General features: G+C 72.0%; 23 protein-coding genes and 1 pseudogene. 6 read left to right on the top strand and 18 right to left on the bottom strand.

The window, feature by feature from the left end; genetic code table 11:
* Positions 1-233: 233 nt before the first annotated feature.
* A pseudogene (locus MQP27_RS11320) lies at positions 234-557 on the top strand (ABC transporter permease); the annotation flags it as partial.
* A gap of 7 nt (positions 558-564) precedes the next feature.
* Here the strand turns inward: MQP27_RS11320 and MQP27_RS11315 are convergent.
* From MQP27_RS11315 to zapE, 10 genes are all read right to left on the bottom strand, one after another.
* Complete coding sequence (locus MQP27_RS11315) at positions 565-1,284, bottom strand: aminoacyl-tRNA hydrolase (protein WP_242764519.1); 720 nt, start codon at positions 1,282-1,284, stop codon at positions 565-567.
* 27 nt (positions 1,285-1,311) lie between these two features.
* A complete protein-coding gene (locus MQP27_RS11310; RefSeq protein WP_242764517.1) occupies positions 1,312-1,494 on the bottom strand; it encodes a hypothetical protein in 183 nt (60 codons plus the stop codon).
* An 18-nt stretch (positions 1,495-1,512) separates the two neighbouring features.
* Positions 1,513-2,355: a polysaccharide deacetylase family protein gene (locus MQP27_RS11305; RefSeq protein ID WP_242764515.1), complete on the bottom strand. Its 843-nt coding sequence runs from the start codon at positions 2,353-2,355 to the stop codon at positions 1,513-1,515.
* 48 nt (positions 2,356-2,403) lie between these two features.
* The gene (locus MQP27_RS11300) at positions 2,404-3,261 is read right to left on the bottom strand and encodes a PPK2 family polyphosphate kinase (protein ID WP_242764513.1); all 858 of its coding nucleotides are present in this window, start codon (positions 3,259-3,261) and stop codon (positions 2,404-2,406) included.
* A gap of 69 nt (positions 3,262-3,330) precedes the next feature.
* Positions 3,331-3,891: a YbhB/YbcL family Raf kinase inhibitor-like protein gene (locus MQP27_RS11295; RefSeq protein WP_242764511.1), complete on the bottom strand. Its 561-nt coding sequence runs from the start codon at positions 3,889-3,891 to the stop codon at positions 3,331-3,333.
* Between the two features lie 15 nt (positions 3,892-3,906).
* Positions 3,907-4,689, bottom strand: a complete 783-nt coding sequence (locus MQP27_RS11290; protein WP_242764509.1) for a slipin family protein — start codon at positions 4,687-4,689, stop codon at positions 3,907-3,909.
* 111 nt (positions 4,690-4,800) lie between these two features.
* Positions 4,801-6,255 carry a SulP family inorganic anion transporter gene (locus MQP27_RS11285; protein ID WP_372511159.1) on the bottom strand — a complete coding sequence of 485 codons (1,455 nt, stop codon included), beginning with the start codon at positions 6,253-6,255 and terminating at the stop codon, positions 4,801-4,803.
* Between the two features lie 17 nt (positions 6,256-6,272).
* Positions 6,273-6,851: a carbonic anhydrase gene (locus MQP27_RS11280; RefSeq protein WP_242764505.1), complete on the bottom strand. Its 579-nt coding sequence runs from the start codon at positions 6,849-6,851 to the stop codon at positions 6,273-6,275.
* 89 nt (positions 6,852-6,940) lie between these two features.
* Positions 6,941-7,333, bottom strand: a complete 393-nt coding sequence (locus MQP27_RS11275) for a hypothetical protein (RefSeq protein WP_242764503.1) — start codon at positions 7,331-7,333, stop codon at positions 6,941-6,943.
* Positions 7,334-7,511: 178 nt separating this feature from the next.
* Entirely contained in the window at positions 7,512-8,618 is a 1,107-nt protein-coding gene (gene zapE / locus MQP27_RS11270) for a cell division protein ZapE (protein ID WP_242764501.1), read from the bottom strand.
* 37 nt (positions 8,619-8,655) lie between these two features.
* Here zapE and MQP27_RS11265 point away from each other — a divergent pair, with 37 nt between their 5' ends.
* The 4 genes from MQP27_RS11265 (at position 8,656) to msrB (ending at position 11,956) form a co-directional block, all read left to right on the top strand.
* Entirely contained in the window at positions 8,656-9,483 is an 828-nt protein-coding gene (locus tag MQP27_RS11265; protein WP_242764498.1) for a pyrimidine reductase family protein, read from the top strand.
* 133 nt (positions 9,484-9,616) lie between these two features.
* Positions 9,617-10,090 (top strand): putative universal stress family protein, encoded by a 474-nt coding sequence (locus MQP27_RS11260; protein WP_242764496.1) that lies wholly within the window; start codon positions 9,617-9,619, stop codon positions 10,088-10,090.
* 55 nt (positions 10,091-10,145) lie between these two features.
* Positions 10,146-11,534, top strand: coding sequence for a UDP-N-acetylmuramate--L-alanine ligase (murC, locus tag MQP27_RS11255; protein ID WP_242764494.1), 1,389 nt, complete (start codon positions 10,146-10,148; stop codon positions 11,532-11,534).
* A 14-nt stretch (positions 11,535-11,548) separates the two neighbouring features.
* On the top strand, positions 11,549-11,956 hold the full coding sequence (gene msrB, locus MQP27_RS11250; RefSeq protein ID WP_242764492.1) for a peptide-methionine (R)-S-oxide reductase MsrB: 408 nt from the start codon (positions 11,549-11,551) through the stop codon (positions 11,954-11,956).
* Positions 11,957-11,966: 10 nt separating this feature from the next.
* On the opposite strand, the gene MQP27_RS11245 is transcribed toward msrB, so the two are convergent.
* From MQP27_RS11245 to MQP27_RS11235, 3 genes are all read right to left on the bottom strand, one after another.
* Entirely contained in the window at positions 11,967-12,641 is a 675-nt protein-coding gene (locus MQP27_RS11245) for an aggregation-promoting factor C-terminal-like domain-containing protein (protein WP_242764490.1), read from the bottom strand.
* 210 nt (positions 12,642-12,851) lie between these two features.
* Positions 12,852-13,907 carry a tartrate dehydrogenase gene (locus MQP27_RS11240; protein ID WP_242764488.1) on the bottom strand — a complete coding sequence of 352 codons (1,056 nt, stop codon included), beginning with the start codon at positions 13,905-13,907 and terminating at the stop codon, positions 12,852-12,854.
* A gap of 70 nt (positions 13,908-13,977) precedes the next feature.
* Positions 13,978-14,877, bottom strand: a complete 900-nt coding sequence (locus MQP27_RS11235) for a LysR family transcriptional regulator (protein ID WP_242764486.1) — start codon at positions 14,875-14,877, stop codon at positions 13,978-13,980.
* A gap of 97 nt (positions 14,878-14,974) precedes the next feature.
* Between MQP27_RS11235 and MQP27_RS11230 the strand changes: the two genes are divergently transcribed.
* On the top strand, positions 14,975-15,877 hold the full coding sequence (locus MQP27_RS11230) for an alpha/beta fold hydrolase (RefSeq protein WP_242764484.1): 903 nt from the start codon (positions 14,975-14,977) through the stop codon (positions 15,875-15,877).
* Here the strand turns inward: MQP27_RS11230 and MQP27_RS11225 are convergent.
* Genes MQP27_RS11225 through MQP27_RS11205 form a run of 5 tightly spaced genes read right to left on the bottom strand, consistent with a single transcriptional unit; the run spans position 15,862 to position 21,587 of the window.
* Positions 15,862-17,715, bottom strand: coding sequence for a prolyl oligopeptidase family serine peptidase (locus MQP27_RS11225; protein ID WP_242764482.1), 1,854 nt, complete (start codon positions 17,713-17,715; stop codon positions 15,862-15,864). The genes MQP27_RS11230 and MQP27_RS11225 overlap by 16 nt on opposite strands.
* Entirely contained in the window at positions 17,712-18,725 is a 1,014-nt protein-coding gene (locus MQP27_RS11220; RefSeq protein ID WP_242764480.1) for an ABC transporter ATP-binding protein, read from the bottom strand. The genes MQP27_RS11225 and MQP27_RS11220 overlap by 4 nt, the downstream gene beginning before the upstream one ends.
* Positions 18,722-19,720, bottom strand: coding sequence for an ABC transporter ATP-binding protein (locus MQP27_RS11215; RefSeq protein ID WP_242764478.1), 999 nt, complete (start codon positions 19,718-19,720; stop codon positions 18,722-18,724). The genes MQP27_RS11220 and MQP27_RS11215 overlap by 4 nt, the downstream gene beginning before the upstream one ends.
* Positions 19,720-20,622 (bottom strand): ABC transporter permease, encoded by a 903-nt coding sequence (locus MQP27_RS11210; protein WP_242764476.1) that lies wholly within the window; start codon positions 20,620-20,622, stop codon positions 19,720-19,722. Before MQP27_RS11210 ends, MQP27_RS11215 begins: the two co-directional genes overlap by 1 nt.
* On the bottom strand, positions 20,619-21,587 hold the full coding sequence (locus MQP27_RS11205) for an ABC transporter permease (RefSeq protein WP_242764474.1): 969 nt from the start codon (positions 21,585-21,587) through the stop codon (positions 20,619-20,621). Before MQP27_RS11205 ends, MQP27_RS11210 begins: the two co-directional genes overlap by 4 nt.
* Between the last annotated feature and the right edge of the window lie 18 nt (positions 21,588-21,605).

Genomic DNA, 21,605 nt, shown 5'->3' with positions numbered 1-21,605 from the left:
ACGAACGCGCCGTAGTTGTTGCCGCCGATGGTGAGCGTCACCAGGGTCGTGTCCTTGGTGAGGACACCCGAGTCCACCTGGGGTATCTCCCGGAACTCGCCATCGCCGGACGCGATGTCACCGCTCTGCCAGTAGCTGGTGTCGACACTCCCGTCGACCTGCCAGGTGTGGGCGCCGGAGCAGGCGACGAAGCCGAGTTCGGCTTGCGGGGCCAGGCGTTGGCGCTGCGGCGTATCGCCAACACGACACTGGTCGCTGTCCTCGAGCGGACGGCCGAGATCGGACTGCGACGCGCCCTGGGCGCGCGGCCCCGCCACATCACCGCCCAGTTCCTCACCGAGTCCACGGCCCTGGGCACCCTCGGCGGCCTGATCGGCACCTCCCTGGGTGTCGCCACGGTGCTGTGCACGGCGGTGATCCGCGACTGGACGGCCGTGCTCCAGCCCGCGGCCGTGCTCCCGGCCCCGCTCCTCGGCACCGTCACCGGCCTGCTCGCGGGCCTGTACCCCGCAATGCGGGCGGCCCGGACCGAGCCCCTCGCGGCCTTGCGCCGCTGAGCGCGGTTCAGCCCCGGCGGTGCAACGCGGGGTGGTCCGCCACCACGGTGCAGGACCCGGGCGCGATCTCCGTGAACCCCGCGTCCCGGACCAACGGCAGCCCGCTCGTGGTCAGTTCGGGCCAGCGCTCCGGATCGGCGTTCCGTACGGCGAGCGGGAAACCGGCGTCGCGCCAGGCCGCGCGCTCCTCGTCCGACAGTTCCCACCAGGCCAGTTGGGCGCCGTGCCCGGCCTGCGCCATCGCCTTGCCGGCCGACATGTCGAGCTCGGGGTTCAGCCACAGCACGGGCACGCCCGGGGCCGCCTCCACCGGGGGCTCCGGGTCGTCGAGGTCGGTCCCGGACACCTGGAGCTTCGCCAGGTCCTTCGGCCAGCCGTCGAGCGGCACGGGCGGGAACACCCGTACCTCGGCCGCCTTCCCGGTCACCGTGATCCCGGCCAGCCCCTCGGCCCGCCGCCACTCGGCCCCCCGGGCCCGCCGCACGACCTTCCGGATCCGGGCGTCCTGCCAGTCCCGCATGACCTGCGCCCATTCCCCGTCCCCCACGGACCGCTCATCGCTGAGCATCACGAGCACGGCGCGGGCGGCGGTCTCGAGAGCGTCCGTACGGGCGGGCGGATCCGCCTTCTCGATACGGACGACGAGCGGCAACACGAACTGGGGCGCTTCGTCGCGGGCGGTCGGCTCGGACCGGAAGGGACTGTCACTGGTCGGCGTAGGGCTCACACCGGCCAACCTTAAAGTGCGGGCCGCTCACCCCGAGCAGGCGGTGCGCTGTGCCTCCTGCCACTCGCAGACCGGGCACAGGGTGATGCCCTTGTACGACTCCGGGTACTCCGTCGGCTCCCGGCACAGCACGCACTCGGCGTACGGCGGGCCGTCCGCCCTGGGCGGCGTGGTGGCGTCGCCGATCGTGCAGTAGCTGTCGTCGCTCATGTCTCCAGCGTACGGCGGTCAGCGGCGGGCCCTTGCGTCGCCGATCAGCTCGGACACCTTCACGAACCGGTACCCCTGCTTCCGCAGCTCCGGCACGATCGTCCGCACGGCCCGCTCGGTCGCCGGGGCCGCGCTGCGGGTGCAGTGCATGACCACGACCGACCCCGGCCGCACCCCGTCCAGCACCTGCCGGGCCACCGCGTCGGCGTCGGTCGCGAACGCGTCCCCGCTCACCACGTCCCACTGCACGGCGGTGACACCGGTCGGGGTCAGGGCCTTGAGCGCCGCACGGTCGTAACAGCCGCCGGGGAAACGGAAGTACGGCATCGCGTCCGGCACCCCCGCCTTGCGGAAGGCGGCGTACGCCCGCTCGACGTCGGCCCGCATCCGGTCCGCGGAGACGGTCGGGAGGCCGTAGCAGTCACTGGTGAAGGCGTAGTGGCTGTAGGAGTGGTTGGCGACCTCGAAGAGAGGGTCGCGCCCGATGGACCGGGCCTGCACCGGGTACTCCTCGGCCCACCGCCCGGTCATGAACACGGTCGCCGGCACCTTCAACGCCCGCAGGTCCGCGATGAGCCGCGGATTGTCGAACCGCTCACCGGCCGCCGCCCGGGCCCCCTGATCCGCGGTCATGTCGGCGTCGAAGGTCAACGCGACCACCTTGCCGAGCGTGCGGGGCCCGTTCTTGAAGACGGGCGTGACACCGGCCGGCCCCGGCGCGAGGGTCGGCGGCGCGGACGGGACGGCGGAGGTCGCGGAGGGGGCTGGACGAGCGGCGTGGGGCGCGGCTGGGGCACCGCAGGCGGTGAGCGCGGCGCCGAGCGCGCAGACGGCGGCTGCTTGTCGTACTCGAATGATCACCGCATGAAGATAAGTGGGTAAATCAGGCGAAATGGGGACCGGCGCGCCTCAGTCCTCTTCCAGCAGCCGTTTGCGGCACTCCTCCACGTCGAAATCCGGCTTCGGGTACTGCGGGTCGAGGGCCTGCAGGTGTTCCAGGAGGAGGTGGCCCACCGCCCAGTTGCGGTACCACTTGCGGTCGGCCGGGATCAGGTGCCAGGGGGCGTGCGGGGTGGAGCAGCGGGTCATGGCGATCTCGTAGGCCTGTTGGTACGACGGCCACAGCGCGCGGTCGTCGATGTCGCCGGGGCTGAACTTCCAGTGCTTGTCGGGGCGGTCGAGGCGGCGCAGGAGGCGGCGGCGCTGCTCCTCGTACGAGATGTGCAGGAAGCACTTGACGACGGTCACCCGGTCGTCGACCAGGCGTTGTTCGAAGCGGTTGATGTCGGTGTAGCGCTGCTCGATCTCCTCCGGCGGGGCGAGTGCGCGTACGCGGCCCACGAGGACGTCCTCGTAGTGGGAGCGGTCGAAGATGCCCAGTTCGCCGGGGTGGGGGAGTTCCCGTTCGACGCGCCAGAGGAAGTGGTGTTCGCGTTCCTCGGGTGTGGGCGCCTTGAAGGCTTTGATGCGGCAGCCGGACGGGTTGAGCAGGCCGATGACGTGCTTGACCGTGCCGCCCTTGCCGCTGGTGTCCATGCCCTGAAGGATCAGCAGGATCCGGCGGCGGTCACCCTTGGTGCTCGACGCCCAGAGGCGTTCCTGCAGGTCGGCGAGGTGCTCGCCCATGTCGGCGACGGCGGCCAGACCCGCCTTCTTGTCCTTCGGGCCGCCGGGCGTCGATCTCGGGTCGTGGGCGGCCAGGTCGACGGCCTTGCCGGCCGGCACCCTCAGCAGTTTCCGGAGACGGGTCCTGCCCTGCTCTGCCACGGGCCACTCCTTCGAACGCGCTGTGCCTCGATCCTGCGCCGCGCGGGCGGCGGTCGCCAGTCCTGCGGATCAGCGGCCGTAACGGCCCGTCAGGGTGCCCGAGGCCAGGGTGTGGCCGGTCAGTGCCCGCTTGACGTCGTCGGCTGAGGCGGTCGAGGGCAGGTCGAGGGTGCGGTCGGCGGCGTAGACCGAGAGGACGTAGTGGTGGGGCTCGCTGCCCTTGGGCGGGCAGGGGCCGCCGTAACCCGTCTTCTTGAAGCCGTTGCGGCCCTCGGTCGCGCCCTGGGGTGGTTGTCCGGCCGGCCAGCGCGTCTGGTGCGGGTCGGCGTTCCAGAGCAGCCAGTGGGTGAAGGTGCCGTGCGGGGCGTCGGGGTCCTGGAGGAGGACGGCGAGGGTGGTCGTGGCGGCGGGGACGCCGGTGACGGTCAGGGGAGGGGAGACGTCCTCGCCGTCGCAGGTGTAGCGGCGCGGGATCGTGCCGCCCTCGGTGAAGGCGGGGCTCGACACGGTGAGCCGCCGGGTGGCGGAGGGCGCCGGGACGGACGTACCGCCACCGCCGTCGTCTCCGCATCCCGCGGCGAGTCCGAGAGCGGCGGCCGCCGCGGCCAGGGTCAGGAGCCTGCGGTCCATGGGGGAACGCTAGCGCTACGGGCGGTGGTCCTGCGGGTGCTCCTGCGCCCTTTCCAGGAAACGCAGCAGCTCCACGGGGAAGGGGAGGACCAGCGTCGAGTTCTTCTCGGCGGCCACCGCGACGACCGTCTGCAGCAGGCGCAGTTGGAGGGCGGCCGGCTGCTCGGACATCTCCTTCGCCGCCTCGGCGAGCTTCTTGGAGGCCTGTAGTTCGGCGTCGGCGTTGATGATGCGGGCGCGGCGCTCACGGTCGGCCTCCGCCTGCCGGGCCATCGAGCGCTTCATCGTGTCCGGCAGCGAGACGTCCTTGATCTCCACCCGGTCGATCTGCACGCCCCAGCCGATGGCCGGGCTGTCGATCATCAGCTCCAGGCCCTGGTTCAGCTTCTCCCGGTTGGAGAGCAGGTCGTCGAGGTCGCTCTTGCCGATGATCGACCGCAGGGACGTCTGCGCCATCTGGGAGACGGCGAACTTGTAGTCCTCGACGTTGATCAGCGCCGCCGCCGCGTCGACCACCTTGAAGTAGACGACGGCGTCCACGCGCACGGTCACGTTGTCCCGGGTGATGCCCTCCTGGGCCGGGACCGGCAGCGTGACGATCTGCATGTTGACCTTGCTCAGCCGGTCCATGAACGGAACGACCATCGTGAACCCGGGTCCCCGCACCTCCCCGGCGAGCCGCCCGAGCCGGAAGACCACCCCGCGCTCGTACTGCTTCACCACCCGCGCCGCCGCGGCGGCGTAGACGACCCCGGCGGATGCGGCCGCCACGGCCGCCGTCAACAGCTCAGGGAGCATCACGACCTCCTCGGGGAGGGGCCCGATATGTCTGCTCCTGCAACGATATGCCCGTCGGCCGGTCCCGGGCCACGACGGAACCCGGGACCGGCCGACAAGGCGTCCGGCTGTCTACGCGGCGGTCAGCCGCACCGGCTCGGTGCCGACCGCGCTGTGCCGCTCGGCCCAGTTCTCCAGGGCGGTGCGGCAGGCGTGGTCGAGGTGGTGCAGGCCGGAGAGGTCCAGCTCCACCGGGCGGTCCTGGGGCAGTGCCTCCAGGCTGTCGAGGATCTTCGGCAGCCGCAGGAAGGTCGCGTTGCCCGCCAGGTACGCCTGGACCGGGCCCGCGCCCTTGTCGATGACCTCCAGCCTGATGTGCGAGGCCTCCCACGCGGTCTTCGCGACCGCGAGGGCCAGTCCGATGAGCACGCCCTCGAACATGCTGACCGCGACGATCGACACGGCCGTGACGACCAGGATCAGCGCCTCGCCGCGGTGCTCGCGCCACAGCGACACGATCCCGCGTACGGGGATCAGCTTGGCGCCGGAGTAGACGAGGACACCCGCGAGGGCCGGGATCGGGATGTAGGCGAGGACGCCCGGCAGCAGGGCCGCGAAGAGCAGCAGCCACACGCCGTGCATGACCCGGGACGCCTTCGTCCGCGCGCCCGCCTGCACGTTCGCCGCGCTGCGCACGATCACGGCGGTCATCGGCAGCGCGCCGAGCACACCGCACAGCGCGTTGCCCGCGCCCTGCGCGACCAGCTCCCTGTCGTACTCGGTGCGCGGGCCGTCGTGCAGCCGGTCCACGGCCGCCGCGCTGAACAGGGACTCGGCGGACGCGATCAGCGTGAACGCGACGATCGTGCCGAGCAGGCCCACGCTCGCGAGATCCGCGAAGGCGCCCAGCGGGGGCGGCTGGACGGAGCTCAGCAGGCCCTTGACCTCGACGGTGGCGACCGGGAGGGAGAACAGCAGCGCGGTGAGGGTCGCCAGGGCCACGGCCGCGAGCGGCCCGGGGACGGTGCGCAGCTGCTTCGGCGTCCGCTTCCACAGCACGAGTACGGCGATGGTGCCCGCGCCGAGCCCGAGTGAGGCCAGCGCGTCCGTCTTCCCGAACGCGTCGAACAGCGCGCCGGGCAGCTGGGCTATCTTGTCCAGCCCCGAGGCCGGGGCCTTCGCGTCGGCCATCGAGTAGAGCTGTCCGGCGATCAGTACGAGGCCGATGCCGGCCAGCATGCCCTCGACCACCGAGACGGAGATGGCCCGGAACCAGCGGCCCAGCTTCAGGACGCCCATGAGGATCTGGAGCACCCCGGTGGCCAGCACGATCACGCCGAGGGCCGGGAGTCCGAACTCCCTGACGGCCTCGAAGACCAGCACGGTCAGACCGGCCGCCGGCCCGGAGACCTGCAGGCTGCTGCCGCGCATCAGCCCGGTGACGATGCCGCCCACGATCCCGGTGACCAGGCCCAGTTCGGCCGGGACACCGGAGGCGACGGCCACGCCCACGCACAGCGGGAGCGCGACCAGGAAGACGACCAGGGAGGCGGCGAAGTCCTGCCGCAGATGAGGGTTCCTCGACATCACGGTCATCATCCCGATCACAGGCCCTCGAACGCGTCGGTCTCGGCGCGGTGGGCGTGCACCCTGCCGGTGTGCACCTCGTAGTACCAGGCGTGCAGGGTGAGTTGACCGTCCGTCAGCTTCTTGTCGATGAAGGGGTACGACCGCAGGCGCAGCACCTGCGCCAGGACGTGGTTCTGCACGCCCTCGGCCACGGTGGGGTCCTCGACGGTGCCGGCCGGGCGCGGCGTGGCGTTCGCCAGCCAGTCGCGCACGGCGGGTACGGCGGTCAGGTCGTCGCCGCGCACCAGGGCGCCGACGGCGCCGCAGTGGGAGTGTCCGCAGACCACGATGTCGCGCACGCCGAGGACCTCCACGGCGTACTCGATGGTGGCCGCCTCGCTGGTGGGGTGCTGCGAGGCGTACGGCGGGACGATGTTGCCCGCGGTGCGCAGCTCGAAGAGCTCGCCCGGGCGGGCGCCGGTGATCAGGGCCGGTACGACCCTGGAGTCGGAGCAGGTGATGAACAGCACCTGCGGGGACTGGCCTTCGGCGAGTTTGGCGAACTCCTCAGGGCGCTGTCCGAACGTACGGGCGTTGTCGATGAGGGGCTGCATGATGTGGTGACTCCTCCTGGCGCGCCGTGGGGGGCGCGTCGGTGTGGGCAGGACAGGGTGGGTGAACTGCTCTGTTCTGCTCGGCTCTCTCAGCAGCGGAAGACCTGAAGTGCCGCCGGAGAGTGCGCTGTCGAGGGTCTCGACAGATGAAGGGCGCTGGGCGCGACCGGTTCGTGGACGGACGCCGGGTCCTGCGCGAGGAGTTGGCGCTCGGGTTCGTCGAAGGTGAAACCGGGGGTCGCGTGCCGGTCGCGGGTGCGCAGGGGCCCGGTCGGGTCCCCGGAGTGGCCGCAGTCGCGGTGTGTGGCCGACTCGTCACGCAGGGCCTTGCCGGATGGTTTGGTTCCGGGCAGGTCCTTGGCCACGGCATGACGGGATGTGTGCGCGGCTGCGAAGGAGGCGGTCGGCGCGAAGAGTTGGAGGGCGAGCAGGACGGCGGCCAGGAGGGAAACGGCGGTCCGGGTCGTCGTACCTCGGAACATGCGCCCCCCTTCATGCCGTCCGCGCTTCTCGTGCCGACCAAGGGATGGTCAATCGCTGGTCAAGAAACACGTTAACCCTGCAAAGTTGTTTGCAGGGTTAACTTAGCGTTTCGGGTTGAAGAGAGCCTGAAATGCGCTGGTGGGTTGGCGCGATCCAGTCGGTGTTCCGGCTGGTGTCCTAGTCGGTGCCGAGGAGCTTCTCGCCGTCCCGTGCGAGCGCGGTGAGCCGGGATATCGCGCGGAAGTACTTCTTGCGGTAGCCGCCGTTCAGCATCTCCTCGCCGAAGAGCTCGTCGAAGGCCGACCCCGAGGCCAGGACCGGGACTTCACGGTCGTAGAGCCGGTCCGCGAGGACGACCAGGCGCAGGGCCGTCGACTGGTCGGGCACCGGCTGCACGTCGGTGAGGCAGACCGCCTTCAGGCCGTCCGTCAGGGCGCCGTAGCGGCTGGGGTGCACCTTGGAGAGGTGGTCGAGGAGGAGCGGGAAGGCGTCGAGCGAGGCGCCCTCGGTGGCGTACGCCGCCCTGGTCACCTGCTCGTCGGTGAACGGCTCCGGCGCCTTGGGCAGGCCGCGGTGGCGGTAGTCCTCGCCGTCGATGCGCAGGGGGCGGAAGTGGGCGGACAGGCCCTGGATCTCGCGCAGGAAGTCGGCGGCCGCGAAACGGCCCTCGCCGAGCTTGCCGGGCAGCGTGTTGGAGGTGGCCGCCAGGGCGACGCCCGCGTCGACCAGCCGGCCGAGCAGCGTCGAGACGAGGACGGTGTCGCCGGGGTCGTCGAGCTCGAACTCGTCGATGCAGAGCAGCCGGTGACCGGAGAGGGTCTGCACCGTCTGCTGGAAGCCGAGGGCGCCGACGAGGTTGGTCAGCTCGACGAAGGTGCCGAAGGCCTTGAGCGCGGGCTCGGCCGGTGTGGCGTGCCACAGGGAGGCGAGCAGGTGGGTCTTGCCGACGCCGTACCCGCCGTCGAGGTAGACACCGCGCGGGCCGGCCGGCGTCTTCGGTGCCTTCGCCTTGCCGAACCCGAAGAAGCCGCGCTTGCCGCCACCGACGGAGTGCGCCCCGCCGAGGCCGCCCGCGAAGCCCTCCAGGACCCGTACGGCCTCGGTCTGGCTGGGCTGGTTCGGGTCCGGGATGTACGTGCTGAAGCGCACCGAGTCGAAGCGCGGCGGCGGCACCATCTCGGCGACCAGCCGGTCCGCGGGGACATGCGGGGCACGGGCGCACAGCGACAGCGGGGCCGCGTCGGCTATCGGACTGAGGCCGGGAGCGGAAGGCGAGGACGACACGGTTACCCATGCTAAGCGTCGTGGAACACTGCACGACATGCGACGCCTGTTCCCTGTGACCGACCAGACAGTGCCGAGCCCCTCCGGGGAGGGGGGCGGTGACGAGGGGCCCGGAGCGGTGCTTCAGGCCGACCGCGAGTGGAGCCTGGGTGAGCTCGCTGCCGCGTACGCCTATCCCGAGCCGACCGCGGGCGGGCGGCCGGTGCCCTGGCTGCGCGGGAACATGGTGTCCACGCTGGACGGGGCCGCGCAGCACGACGGGAAGTCGCAGCCCATCTCCAACGCGACCGACATGCGGATCTTCGGCACCCTGCGGGCTCTGGCGGACGTCGTGATCGTCGGTGCGGAAACGGTACGCCAGGAGGGTTACCGGCCGGCACGCGCGCGTGCGGAGTTCCAGCCCGCGCGGGAGGCGGCCGGACAGGCGCAGGCGCCGGCGATCGCGGTGGTCACGGCGAGCCTGGACCTGGACTTCGCGCTTCCGCTCTTCACCTCGCCGGTCGTCCCCACGCTGATCCTCACCGGCGCCGCGGCGGCCCCCGACCGGCTGGCCGCCGCCGAGAAGTCGGGCGCCCGCGTGGTGATCGCCGGCGACGGGATGGGCGTGGATCCCGTACGTGCCGTGCAGGCCCTCGGCGAGCTCGGGCACACCCGGCTGCTGACCGAGGGCGGGCCCCGGCTGCTGGGCCAGATGGTCGCCGCCGGGGTGCTCGACGAGCTCTGTCTCACCGTGGCGCCGATGCTCACCGCGGGCGACGCGCAGCGCATCGCGGGCGGGCCGTCGGTTCCGGTTCCGCAACGGTTCGCACTGGTGTCCCTGCTGGAGGAGGAGGGCTTCCTCTTCAGCCGCTACCAGCGCACTTGAAATTCGTTCAGCGGTCCCGCCGGTCCCTGAGTCGGCGGAATCTACAGTTCCGCTTAGCTCGCGGCGGGCACACTGAATCTCGCAGTCCCCGTGACGTGACGGGGCAGGATGGTTTCCGCAGAAGGGGCGCCCGGTGTTCACAAGCGTATTGATGATCGAGAAGGCCCTGACGTCCGCAGACGTGGACTTCGTCACCACCCTGCACGGCGACGAGGGGGTGTCCTTCCACGTACTCCTCCAGCCGCGCGGCGACCAGGCCGACCGCCTGCTGCGGGCCATCGACGACGTCGCGCTCGGAGAACTCGACGAGGCGGCCCGGGAGCGGGAGGTTCCCGAGGGTGAGGCGGCGAAGGACTTCGGGGAGCGGGCGCTGGAGGTGTCGTTGCAGGCGCTGCGCGCGGCGGGCCACGAGGCCGAGGGGAGACTGATCGAGGATCATCCGCTGGACGCGCTCAAGGCGCTGGTGGAGGAGATCGGCGCGGACGAGGTGATCGTGCTGACGGATCCCCATTACGTGGAGGAGTTCTTCCACCGGGACTGGGCCTCGCGGGCTCGGCACAAGGTCGGGGTGCCGGTGCTGAAGCTGTTCTCGCACAGCAAGGCGTAGGCAATAGGCTGGGCCGCTGAACGTACGCCGTCGCACCACGCACAGGGAGACATACATGGCACCCGGCCTTCCCCCCGCCATGGACCGACCGCACTTCATCGGCATCGGCGGGGCCGGGATGTCCGGGATCGCCAAGATCCTCGCCCAGCGCGGTGCGAAGGTCGCCGGGAGTGACGCCAAGGAGTCCGAGACCGCGGCGGCACTGCGCGCGCTGGGCGCCACCGTGCACATCGGGCACGCGGCGGAGCACCTCGCCGACGACGCGAGCTGTGTCGTTGTGTCGTCGGCGATCCGCCAGGACAACCCGGAGCTGGCGCGCGCGGCCGAGCTGGGCGTCCCGGTGGTGCACCGGTCGGACGCGCTGGCCGCGCTGATGGACGGCCTGCGGCCGATCGCCGTCGCCGGCACGCACGGCAAGACGACGACGACCTCGATGCTGGCGGTGTCGCTGTCCGAGCTCGGGCTGAACCCGTCGTACGCGATCGGCGGCGACCTGGACGTGCCCGGTTCCAACGCGCTGCACGGCGAGGGCGAGATCTTCGTCGCCGAGGCGGACGAGTCGGACCGCAGCTTCCACAAGTACGCGCCCGAGGTCGCGATCGTCCTCAACGTCGAGCTCGACCACCACGCCAACTACGCGTCCATGGACGCGATCTACGAGTCCTTCGAGACGTTCGCCGGGAAGATCGTGCCCGGCGGCACGCTGGTGATCTCCGCCGACCACGAGGGCGCGCGCGAACTGACCCGGCGCCTGGCCGGCTCGGTGCGGACGGTGTCGTACGGCGAAGCCGCGGACGCCGACGTGCGCGTCCTGTCCGTCGTCCCGCAGGGCCTCAAGAGCGAGGTCACCGTCCTGCTGGACGGCACGGAGCTCACCTTCACGGTCTCCGTGCCCGGCCGCCACTACGCGCACAACGCGGTCGCCGCCCTCGCCGCGGGCGTCGCGCTGGGCGTCCCGGCCGCGGAGCTGGCGCCGGCGCTGGCCGCGTACACCGGGGTGAAGCGGCGCCTCCAGCTGAAGGGCGAGGCGGCCGGCGTCCAGGTCATCGACTCCTACGCCCACCACCCGACCGAGATGACGGCCGACCTGGAGGCGATGCGCGCGGCGGCGGGCGACTCGCGCATCCTCGTCGTCTTCCAGCCGCACCTGTTCTCGCGCACGCAGGAACTCGGCAAGGAGATGGGCCAGGCCCTGGCCCTCGCGGACGCCTCGGTCGTCCTCGACATCTACCCGGCCCGCGAGGACCCGATCCCGGGCGTCACGAGCGAGCTGATCATCGAGGCGGCGCGGGCCGCCGGCGCGGACGTGACGGCGGTCCACGGCAAGGCGGAGGTGCCGGACGTGGTGGCGGGAATGGCGAAGGCCGGTGATCTCGTTCTCACCATGGGCGCGGGCGACGTCACGGACCTCGGCCCGCGCATCCTGGACCGTCTCGCGAAGTAAAGGGGCTGAGCTTCATGTCGTACGACGTCGAGAAGCCGGACGAGCAGTGGCGTGCGGAGCTGACGCCGGCCGAGTACGCGGTGCTGCGGCAGGCCGCGACGGAGCCCGCCTTCACCGGTGAGTACACCGACACCAAGACCAAGGGCGTCTACTCCTGTCGCGCCTGCGGTGCCGAACTCTTCACCTCCACCACGAAGTTCGAGTCCCACTGCGGCTGGCCATCCTTCTACGACCCCAAGGACAGCGACGCGGTGGAGCTGATCGAGGACCGCTCCCACGGCATGGTGCGCACCGAGGTGCGGTGCGCCCGGTGCGGGTCGCACCTCGGGCATGTCTTCGAGGGCGAGGGCTATCCGACGCCGACGGACCAGCGGTACTGCATCAACAGCATCTCGCTGCGGCTGACGGAGGACGAGGGCTGATCGCGGGGCCTCAGTACGCGTGGTGCGTCTGCCAGAAGGACCAGGCTCCGCAGGGGCTTCCGTAGGCGCTGTTCATGTAGTTGAGGCCCCACTTGATCTGGGTGGCCGGGTTGGTCTGCCAGTCGGCGCCGACCGAGGACATCTTCGAGCCGGGGAGCGCCTGGACGAGGCCGTAGGCGCCGGAGGAGGGGTTGACGGCCAGGTAGTTCCAGCCGGACTCGCGTTCCACGATGTTGCTGAAGCACTGGAACTGGCCGGCCGGCACGATCGACGCGGCCATCGCCTTGATCTGCGCGGTGGTGTACGACGGCTGGAGCGAGACCGGTGCGGAACCCGAGGAGCCCTGGGCGGACTTGGCCTCTGCCTCCTGCTTCGCCTTCTCGGCCGCTTCCTTCTTCTGCGTCGCGGTCCTCGCGGCGGCCTTGCGGGCGGCCTCCTCCGCGTCCTTGCGCGCGCTCGCGTCCGCCTGGACGGCCTGTGCGTCGGCCTGCCGCGTCAGCGACGCGGTCTGCACCTGGGCCTGCCGGCCCGCGGGAATGTCCGCGAGGAGCGTGATGTCGGCCGCCGTCGCCTCGGCGTCATGGGGCTGTGCCGTGCTGCTGGAGGCCACGCCGACGACGCTGCCGACGGCGGTCACCGCGGTGGCGGAGGCCGCCGCCAGACCCCGCACGGATATCGGGCTCACGCGCTTTCCTTCCGGTTCGTCCGAAGGGCCGTGCAGTGAGTGGTGCAGGCAACTCGCTTGCGGGCCCCGGCGGTTGGAACACTCTGCCGTGCCGCGGCCGGCGGCGCAATCGTGGAGCGGGTGTGGATGATCACACGTTCAACTTCCGCACTGTGTGAACCGTGTGGAGGGATCTCCCCTCGGGCCGCCGGCGCGGTAGCCGTGGCCCGGTCACAGCAGGTCGATCAGGCCGGCCGTGAACTCGGCCGTCGTCGCCGTGCCGCCGAGGTCCGGGGTGCGCAGCCGGGTCGTGGACAGGAGGGTGCCGATCGCGTCCGTGACGGCGCCGGCCGCCTCGGGGTGGCCGAGGTGGTCCAGCATCATCGCGGCGGACCAGATCGCGCCGAGCGGGTTGGCCATGCCGCGCCCGGCGATGTCGGGGGCCGAGCCGTGCACGGGCTCGAACATGGAGGGGAAGTCCCGTTCGGGGTTGAGGTTGGCGGCGGGGGCGATGCCGATGCTGCCGGCGATCGCCGCCGCGAGGTCGCTGAGGATGTCGCCGAACAGGTTGGAGGCGACGACGACGTCGAAGCGGCCCGGGTCGAGCACGAACTTCGCGGCCAGCGCGTCGATGTGCTCCTGGTCCCACGTCACGCCCGGGTGCAGGGCGCCGCGCTCGGCGACGAGTTCGTCCCAGAAGGGCATCGTGTGCACGATCCCGTTGGACTTCGTCGCCGAGGTCAGCCGTCCTGACCGGCCGGCGGCCAGCTCGAACGCGTGGTCCACGACCCGGGTCACGCCCTTGCGGGTGAACACCGCCTCCTGCACGGCCGTCTCCTCCGGTAGGCCGCGGTACAGCCGCCCGCCGATCTCGCCGTACTCGCCCTCGACGTTCTCCCGTACGACGACGAAGTCCACGTCGCCCGGCCGGGCCTCGCGCAGCGGGCTGGGCACGCCCTCGAAGACGCGGATCGGGCGCAGGTTCACGTACTGCTGGAAGCCGCGCCGGATGGGGATCAGCAGGCCCCACAGCGAGACATGGTCCGGGACCCCGGGGTAGCCGACCGCGCCTAGCAGGATCGCGTCGTGCCCGCGGATCAGGTCGAGGCCGTCGGCCGGCATCATCGCGCCCTCGGCGAGATAGCGCTCGCAGGACCAGTCGAAGGTGTCGTAGGCGAGGGCGATGCCGTGGCGGGCGGCGACGGCGTCGAGCACCCGGCAGGCCGCGGGGACGACCTCGGTGCCGATGCCGTCTCCGGGGATCAGGGCGATGCGGTGTTCCTTCATGGGAGGGATTGCAGCAACGGTGCGTACCGCGCGTCCAAGACCGGCTGCCCATGTGCCTTATAGGCAGTGCCTATGAAGGGGGCGCTGCCGGATCCTCCGTCAGCGCCGTGCGCAGGAACGCCTCGGCCGCCGGGGTCGTCGCGCCGTGCCGGCTCACCAGCGTCACCCGCAGGCTCGTACGCGGCTCCAGGTCCAGGACCCGGACACCCGCCTGCCGGGCCAGCTCCCGCCAGGCGTCGGTGACGACCGCGAGGCCCGCGCCCGCCAGGACCAGCGGGAGGATCGCCACCCGGTGCTCGGTCTCGACCGCGAGGGTCACCGCCACCCCCTCGGCGATCAGGTCGTCCACGTACCGGCGCATGCCGGTGCCCTGCTGCCCGACGATCAGCCGTTGTCCGGACAGGTCCTTCCGGTCCACCACGGTCGTGTCGGGGGCGAAGGGACCGTCCGGGGGAGCCAGCAGCACGAACCGCTGCTCCGGGAGGGGGTGGGTGCGGACCTCCGGCTCCGGGGGCGTGTCCGGGGAGGCCAGCAGCCCCAGTTCCGTCACGCCCGTTCGCACCATGTCGGTCACGTCCCGGGAGGTGAAGGCGGCCCGTACGGTCACCGACACCCCCGGATGGGCCCGGTGGAAGCGGCTGATCATCCCGGTGAGCGGGGCGACGGCCTGGGACGGCATGGCCGCGATCTCCACCCGGCCGGTACGCAGCCCGTCCACCGACTCCACGCTCGCCCGCGCCAGCTCCAGACCCCGGACGGCGGCCCGGGCAGGCTCGATGAGCGCCGTACCGGCCGCGGTGAGGACGACCCGGCGGCCGATGCGGTGGAACAGGTCGCTGCCCAGGTCCCGCTCCAGGGCCCGGATCGCCTGGGAGAGCGAGGGCTGGGAGAGGTAGAGCGCGGTCGCCGCCCGGTTGAAGCCGCCGTGGTCGACCACCGCGAGGAAGTACTCCAGCTGCCGGACGTCCATGGCACCGCCTTCCCTCATCCTCCGATAGGCCGCTCCTATATGCATGGTCGGCCACGGGTCTTGGACGGGCCCGCCCGGGCCCTGCTGGGATCGGACCATGAAGAGTCTGCTGCCCGCCTCGTTCGCCCGGTCCACCGTCGACGCGGACGGCGTCCGCATCAACGTACGAGCGGCCGGGCAGGGGCCGCCGGTCCTGCTGCTGCACGGCTACCCCCAGACCCACGCCATCTGGCACCTGGTGGCACCGCGCCTGGCCGAGACGCACACGGTGGTCCTCACCGACCTGCGCGGCTACGGCGACAGCGACAAGCCGCCGTCGGACGCCGGCCACACCCCGTACGCCAAGCGGGCCATGGCCCACGACCAGCTGCTGGTCATGCGGCAGCTGGGCTTCGAGCGGTTCGCGGTGGTCGGGCACGACCGGGGCGGCCGGGTCGCCCACCGGCTGGCGCTCGACCATCCGCGCGCGGTCTCTGCGCTGGCGGTCCTGGACATCGTGCCGACCCGGCACGCCTACCTGCACGCCGACGCCGACTTCGGGCGCGGCTACTACCACTGGTTCTTCCTGACCGCGGGCAACGGCATCCCCGAGCGCCTGATCGGCGGCGACCCGGAGTTCTGGATCCGGGCCCGCATGGGCGCCCGGCACCACGGCGGCACCCCGTTCGCCCCGGACGCCCAGGCCGAGTACGTGCGCTGCTTCTCCGACCCGGCGGCGATCCACGCCTCCTGCGAGGACTACCGCGCGGCGGGCTCCATCGACCTGGTCCACGACGAGGAGGACGCGGCGGCCGGACACCGGCTCACCCAGCCGCTGCTGGCGCTCTGGGGCGAGCACAGCTTCGTCGGCCGCCACTACGACGTACCGGCCGTCTGGTCCGAGTACGCCGACGACGTCCGGGGCGCGGCCCTGCCCTGTGACCACTACGTCCCCGAGGAGGCACCGGAGGAGACCCTCGGCCACCTCCGGTCCTTCCTCGCGGCTCACAACGGGCCCTGACTCCAAGGGCGTTGGCGCAGGGCGGCATGGACCAGGTCGAGCATCCGGGACTGCTCGGCCAGCGCCTTGGCCCGCCCGGTCGTCTCGTGGCCGCCGCTGTACCAGTCGACGACCACATCCCCGCCGGCCGCGCGCAGCGCCTCCTCGTACAGGCGCACCTGTTTGGGCGCCGTACGGGTGTCGTGCGTGCCCTGGTTGATCCACACCGGCGCGACGACATCGGCCACGTAGGTGATGGGCGACGCCCGCACGAAGCGTTCCAGCCCGTCCTCCGGCTTCGCGCGGAAGAACGACGACCAGGCCGCGCGCAGCGCCGGGTTCATGTCCTCGTACCCGGCCAGCCAGTCCGCCATCGGCACGTGCGCCAGCGCGCCGGCGAACAGTCCGGGCAGCCGTCCCATGGACAGCAGCGACAGGAAACCGCCGTACGAGGCGCCCGTGACGAAGACCTTGTCGGGGTCGGCGACGCCGTCGGCGACCAGCCGGTGGACCGCGGCCTCGATGTCCTCCAGTTCCCGGTCGCCGATCGCCGGCATGAACCCCTCGCGGAAGCGCCGCCCGAAGGTGACCGAGCCGCGGTAGTTCAGCGCGGCGTAGGCCACGCCGTTGTCCAGCCAGGCCTGGGCTGCGGGGTCGTACCGGTCGACCGTCACCAGGTTGGGGCCGCCGTGCAGTTGCAGGACCAGGGGGACGGGCCCCTTGGCGTGGCGCGGCCGGGCCCACCACAGCTGGACGTGCGTGCCGTCCGCCGAGCGGACCGCGGTCGACGTGCACCGCACGCCGTCAAGGTCGAGCTGCGGGAAGAGCTGGGGTACCGGTGCCGAGTCCGGGCCGTCGGCGTGCAGTACGCGCAGCGGTGAGTCGAAGCGCTGGTGCAGGAGGCGCAAGGTGCGTCCGGGGCCGTAGTGCGAGGCCCACTGGTGGCACAGCGTGTCCGCCACGTCCGGCTCGAAGTAGGCGCCCGGCGGATGGTCGAGCAGCCGAAGCGCGCCCGACTCCAGGTCGGCCTCCATGACCCGGTGGATCCCGCCGTCCACGTGCACGGCCAGGATCCGGGTGGCGTCCTCGGACCAGTCCAGCGGAACCAGGTCGCCCCGTACGTGCGGTGCCTCGACGTCGATGCGGGTACCGCGCGTGGGATGCCAGACGCAGGGGCGCGCGAACCCGGTGCGTTCGGTGGCGACCAGGATCCGGTCGTCGCCCGGGACGGGGGAGAACCGCACACCGCGCACGGGCGCCTCGGGACCGTCGGTCAGGCGGTCGAGCACCTGGCCGGTGGCGGTGTCGACGACGGTGACCGCGAATCTGCGGATGCCCGGATTGTGGTCGGTGGTGTCGACGCAGGCGCGGGTGCCGTCGGCCGAGACGAGGCCGTTCCATGCCTCGTGCGGCGACCGGAACAGCGGCTCCGGGTCCGCGGAACCATCGGTGCTGAGCAGCCACAGACTGAAACCGTCCTCCGCCGCACAAGTGATCACGGCCCGGTCCGCCCGCCCCGCGACGTCGATGCCGCGCAGGGTGTAGGGCGGCAGGTCCGGGGTGAGGTCGCGGCTGTCGCCGCCGTCCAGGCCTGTGGTGTGCAGATGGCCGACCTCGGACCCGTTGTCGTCGTGCAGAGCCAGAATGTGTTCGCCGTCGTGGGAGAGCACCGCCTGCGCCAGGTCGCCCGAGGTCAGTCCGCCCAGCGGCCGGACCGTCCCGCTCCCGGCGTCCCACAGTGACAGCCGGGGTCCGTCCTCGCTCTCCACGACGATCAGGGACCGGTCGCCGGGACCGCGCCCGCGCCGGACCGCGAGGGGGCGGTCGGCGGTGAAGAACCGCTGCCAGTTGGTCGTCATGGTGTGGTGACCTCCTTGGGTTCGCCCTGGGGCGCCGGGGGCGGGGCGTCGGGGAAGTGGCAGGCGGCCGACCGGCCGTCACCCTGCTCGGCGAGGACGGGCGCGGTCTCGGCGCACACGTCCCGCGCCTTCCAGCAGCGGGTGCGGAACCGGCAGCCGGACGGCGGGGCCAGCGGGCTGGGCAGGTCGCCGTCAAGGACGATCCGCCGGCGGGCCCGCTGGAGGCGCGGGTCGGGGATGGGCACGGCCGACAGCAGGGCCTGGGTGTAGGGATGGCGGGGCTGGGTGAACAGCGTGTCCACGGGTCCCTGTTCGACGATCCGCCCGAGGTACATCACCGCGACCTGGTCGCTGATCTGCCGGACCACCGACAGGTCGTGGGCGACGAACAGATAGGTGAGGCCCAGCTCCTGCTGGAGGTCCTCCAGCAGGTTGATCACCCCGGCCTGCACGCTGACGTCCAGCGCGCTGACCGGTTCGTCGAGGACCAGCACCTCCGGTTCGACCGCGAGGGCGCGGGCGATGCCGACGCGCTGCCGCTGGCCGCCGGAGAACTGGTGCGGATGACGGTGGGCGTGGGCCGGGTCCAGGCCGACCAGCTCGAGGAGTTCCCGCACCCGCTCGTTCTCCCGGCCCCGGTGCAGACCGTGGATCCGCAGCGGTTCGGCGAGCGCCGCGTGCACGGTGAGCCGCGGGTTGAGGGAGGCGTACGGGTCCTGGAACACGAACTGGATCCGACGGCGTACGGCTGCCAGCTCCCGTCGCCCGGCCGCCGTCACGTCCGTGTCGAACAGCATGATCCGGCCGACGGCCGGGTCGGTCAGTCGGACCAGGCAGCGGCCCAGGGTGCTCTTGCCGCAGCCGGTCTCGCCGACCAGGCCCAGGGTGGTGCCGCGCGGGATGACGAGGTCCACGCCGGAGACGGCCCGCACGGTCTGCGCGCGCCGGCCGCGTCGGCCGGTGGTGTACTCGGCCACCAGCCCCTCGACGGTCAGTGCCGGTGCTGTCATGGCGTCACGCTCGCGATCTCCTGCGCCCGCACGCAGGCCGCGGTGTGGCCCGCGCCGAGCGGGACCGGCCGGGGGCTTTCGGCGCACCGTTCGTCGGCGTGCGGGCAGCGGTTCCGGAAGGGGCAGCCCGGGGGCCGCTCGGTGGGGGAGGGCGGCTGCCCGGCGATCTGGGTGAGCCGCCGGGGGCTGCGGTCGATCCTCGGCAGCGCGGCGAGCAGGCCGCGCGTGTAGGGGTGGGCCGGTTCGTAGAAGAGGGGCTCCACCGGGGCCTCCTCCATCTTCCGCCCGCAGTACAGGACCAGGACGCGGTCGGCGAGGCCGGCCACCACGCCGAGGTCGTGGGTGATCAGCAGGATCGCGGACCTCGTACGGTCCTGGACGCGTGCCAGGACGTCGAGGACCTGGGCCTGCACGGTCACGTCGAGGGCGGTGGTCGGCTCGTCGGCGATGAGGACGTCCGGTTCGTTGGCGATACCGGTGGCGATCATCACGCGCTGGCGCATGCCGCCCGACAGCTCGTGCGGGTACTGGCCGGCCCGGGTGCGGGGGTCGGGAATGCCGACCACGTCGAGCAGTTCGACCGCCCTCTCCCGCAGGGCGGCGCGGGAGACGGACGGGTCGTGCACGCTCACCGCCTCGGCGAGCTGGGCGCCCACCGTCATCATCGGGTTCAGCGCGGCCAGCGCGTCCTGGAAGACCATGGCGATGCGCCGGCCGCGTACGGCACGCAGCTCCCGGTCGGACAGGTTCAGCAGTTCCCGGCCGCCCAACCGCACCGAGCCCTCCGCCACGGCGTTGCGCGGCAGCAGCCCCATCACCGCAAGCGAGGCGGCGCTCTTCCCGGAGCCCGACTCGCCGACGATGCTCAGGGTCTCCCCGGCGTGCAGGTCGAAGGAGAGCCGGTCGAGGGCGGCCACGGGACCGGCGTCGGTGCGATAGGTGACGCTCAGGTCGCGGACCGACAGCAGCGCGCTTTCTTGATTGGCGTCGTGCATCACTGCCTGCCTTGGGGGTCGAGCGCGTCGCGCAGGCCGTCGCCGAGGAAGTTCACGGCGAGCACGGTGACGAGGATCGCCAGGCCGGGGACGTACAGGAGATAGGACTGTGAGGTGCCGATCAGCCCGGCGGCCTGGGTGAGCATGTTGCCCCAGCTCGACTTGGGCGGCTGGACGCCGTAGCCGAGGAAGCTGACGGTGGATTCGAGGATGATCGCCGTGGCCACCGACAGGGACACGTTGACCACGATCAGGCCGGTCAGGTTGGGCAGCAGATGCCGTACGACGATCCGCGGGCCGGAGGCGCCGATGACCCGGGCCGCCTCCACGAACTCCTGGTGGCGCAGCTGGATCACCCGGGCCCGCACGACCCGGGCGATCAGGGTCCAGCCCAGGCTGCTCAACACCACGACGATGGTCAGTGGTGACGGGCCGAGCCCTTGCAGGGACACCGCGAGGACGGCGACCGGCGGCACGATCAGGAACAGGTCGGCCACCCGCATGATCACCTCGTCGGGCCAGCCGCCGAGATACCCGGCCACCGCGCCGGCCGCGGTCCCCACCAGGGTGGCCAGCAGGGCCACGCCCAGGCCGATCGCCAGGGAGAGCTGTCCCGCGTAGAGCATCTCGCTGAGGTAGTCGCGGCCGAGGGAGTCGGTGCCCAGCCAGTGGGTGCCGGACGGTGGCTGGGAGGCCGCCAGGAGGTTCTGCGCGTTGCGCGGGTAGGGCGCGATCCAGGCGGCGCCGAAGCAGCAGACCGCCAGCAGGACCAGCACGACCAGCGAGGCGACCGCGAGCCGGTGGCGCAGGAAGCGGGACAGGACGACACGGGAGGTCCGTGGGTCGCCGGACGGCTCGGACACGGGCGGCGGGGGCGCCGGGAGGACGGTGGGCTGGGTCATCGCAGGGCCACCCGGGGGTCGAGGAGGGCGTAGGACAGGTCGGCCAGCAGGTTGAAGAGGATGACGGCGACGGCCACGACGAACATCCAGGGCAGCAGGACGAACACGTCCCCGGTCTCCAGGGAGGCGAGGAACAGCTTGCCCATGCCGGGGATCGAGTAGATCTGCTCGGTCACCACCAGCCCGCCGACCAGGGCGGCCGCGTCCATGGCGACGACGGTGACGAACGGCGCGAGCGCGTTGCGCAGGGCGTGCCGCAGCAGGATGCGGCGGCGGGGGACGCCCTTGGCGCGTGCGGTGCGGACGTAGTCGCTGGACAGGGCCTCCAGGAGGGTGGCCCGGCCGAACCGGGACCAGGAGGCGACGAGTCCGACGGTGAGCGTGGCCACGGGCAGCACCAGGTGGCGCAGGTAGTCCAGGTCGAGTCCGCTGTGGCCGACGGAGTGCAGGCCCACGAAGTAGAACGGGGGATCCGCAAGGCCGAACTGCTGCTTGGGCCAGACGGCGAGCACCTGGATGAGGACCAGGCCGAACCAGAACGCCGGCATGGCGACACCGAGATAGGACAGGCCCGTCAGGAGGTGGTCGCCCGCGGTGTACTGGCGGGCCGCCGAGTACAGGCCGATCGCCAGCGCCAGGACGACGGCGAGGGCGACGCCCCACAGGATCAGCTGGAGCGTGGTGCCGAGGGCGTCGCCGACCATCGGCAGCACGGCTCCGCCGGTACGGGTGCTGGTTCCCCAGTCGCCCCGCAGGAAGCCCTTGACCCACAGCAGGTACTGCTCGGGCAGGCTCCGGTCGAGCCCGAGGCGGACCGTCTCCCGGTGCAGGGCCGTGGGGTCGACCGACTGGCGCAGTTTCGCCAGCGGGTCGAAGGTCGCCCGCACCGCCCAGAACAGGATGAACGAGGCGACGACGACCACGGGCACGGAGGCCAGCAGGCGGCGCAGGGCGTATCGGGTCATGGCAGGCCCCTGTGGGGT

The organism is Streptomyces cylindrosporus (assembly GCF_022698165.1).
Lineage (GTDB): Bacteria > Actinomycetota > Actinomycetes > Streptomycetales > Streptomycetaceae > Streptomyces > Streptomyces cylindrosporus.
Note: the sequence above shows the minus strand (reverse complement) of the source record. Positions and strands in the feature narration are given on the sequence as shown.

What these genes read in the sequence shown, in the direction of transcription:
- MQP27_RS11310 (WP_242764517.1), bottom strand. Translation starts at nt 1,494, where the DNA reads ATGAGCGACGACAGCTACTGCACGATCGGCGACGCCACCACGCCGCCC.
- MQP27_RS11295 (WP_242764511.1), bottom strand. Translation starts at nt 3,891, where the DNA reads ATGGACCGCAGGCTCCTGACCCTGGCCGCGGCGGCCGCCGCTCTCGGA.
- MQP27_RS11290 (WP_242764509.1), bottom strand. Translation starts at nt 4,689, where the DNA reads ATGCTCCCTGAGCTGTTGACGGCGGCCGTGGCGGCCGCATCCGCCGGG.
- MQP27_RS11285 (WP_372511159.1), bottom strand. Translation starts at nt 6,255, where the DNA reads ATGTCGAGGAACCCTCATCTGCGGCAGGACTTCGCCGCCTCCCTGGTC.
- MQP27_RS11280 (WP_242764505.1), bottom strand. Translation starts at nt 6,851, where the DNA reads ATGCAGCCCCTCATCGACAACGCCCGTACGTTCGGACAGCGCCCTGAG.
- MQP27_RS11275 (WP_242764503.1), bottom strand. Translation starts at nt 7,333, where the DNA reads ATGTTCCGAGGTACGACGACCCGGACCGCCGTTTCCCTCCTGGCCGCC.
- MQP27_RS11265 (WP_242764498.1), top strand. Translation starts at nt 8,656, where the DNA reads ATGCGACGCCTGTTCCCTGTGACCGACCAGACAGTGCCGAGCCCCTCC.
- murC (WP_242764494.1), top strand. Translation starts at nt 10,146, where the DNA reads ATGGCACCCGGCCTTCCCCCCGCCATGGACCGACCGCACTTCATCGGC.
- msrB (WP_242764492.1), top strand. Translation starts at nt 11,549, where the DNA reads ATGTCGTACGACGTCGAGAAGCCGGACGAGCAGTGGCGTGCGGAGCTG.
- MQP27_RS11240 (WP_242764488.1), bottom strand. Translation starts at nt 13,907, where the DNA reads ATGAAGGAACACCGCATCGCCCTGATCCCCGGAGACGGCATCGGCACC.
- MQP27_RS11235 (WP_242764486.1), bottom strand. Translation starts at nt 14,877, where the DNA reads ATGGACGTCCGGCAGCTGGAGTACTTCCTCGCGGTGGTCGACCACGGC.
- MQP27_RS11230 (WP_242764484.1), top strand. Translation starts at nt 14,975, where the DNA reads ATGAAGAGTCTGCTGCCCGCCTCGTTCGCCCGGTCCACCGTCGACGCG.
- MQP27_RS11225 (WP_242764482.1), bottom strand. Translation starts at nt 17,715, where the DNA reads ATGACGACCAACTGGCAGCGGTTCTTCACCGCCGACCGCCCCCTCGCG.
- MQP27_RS11220 (WP_242764480.1), bottom strand. Translation starts at nt 18,725, where the DNA reads ATGACAGCACCGGCACTGACCGTCGAGGGGCTGGTGGCCGAGTACACC.
- MQP27_RS11215 (WP_242764478.1), bottom strand. Translation starts at nt 19,720, where the DNA reads ATGCACGACGCCAATCAAGAAAGCGCGCTGCTGTCGGTCCGCGACCTG.
- MQP27_RS11210 (WP_242764476.1), bottom strand. Translation starts at nt 20,622, where the DNA reads ATGACCCAGCCCACCGTCCTCCCGGCGCCCCCGCCGCCCGTGTCCGAG.
- MQP27_RS11205 (WP_242764474.1), bottom strand. Translation starts at nt 21,587, where the DNA reads ATGACCCGATACGCCCTGCGCCGCCTGCTGGCCTCCGTGCCCGTGGTC.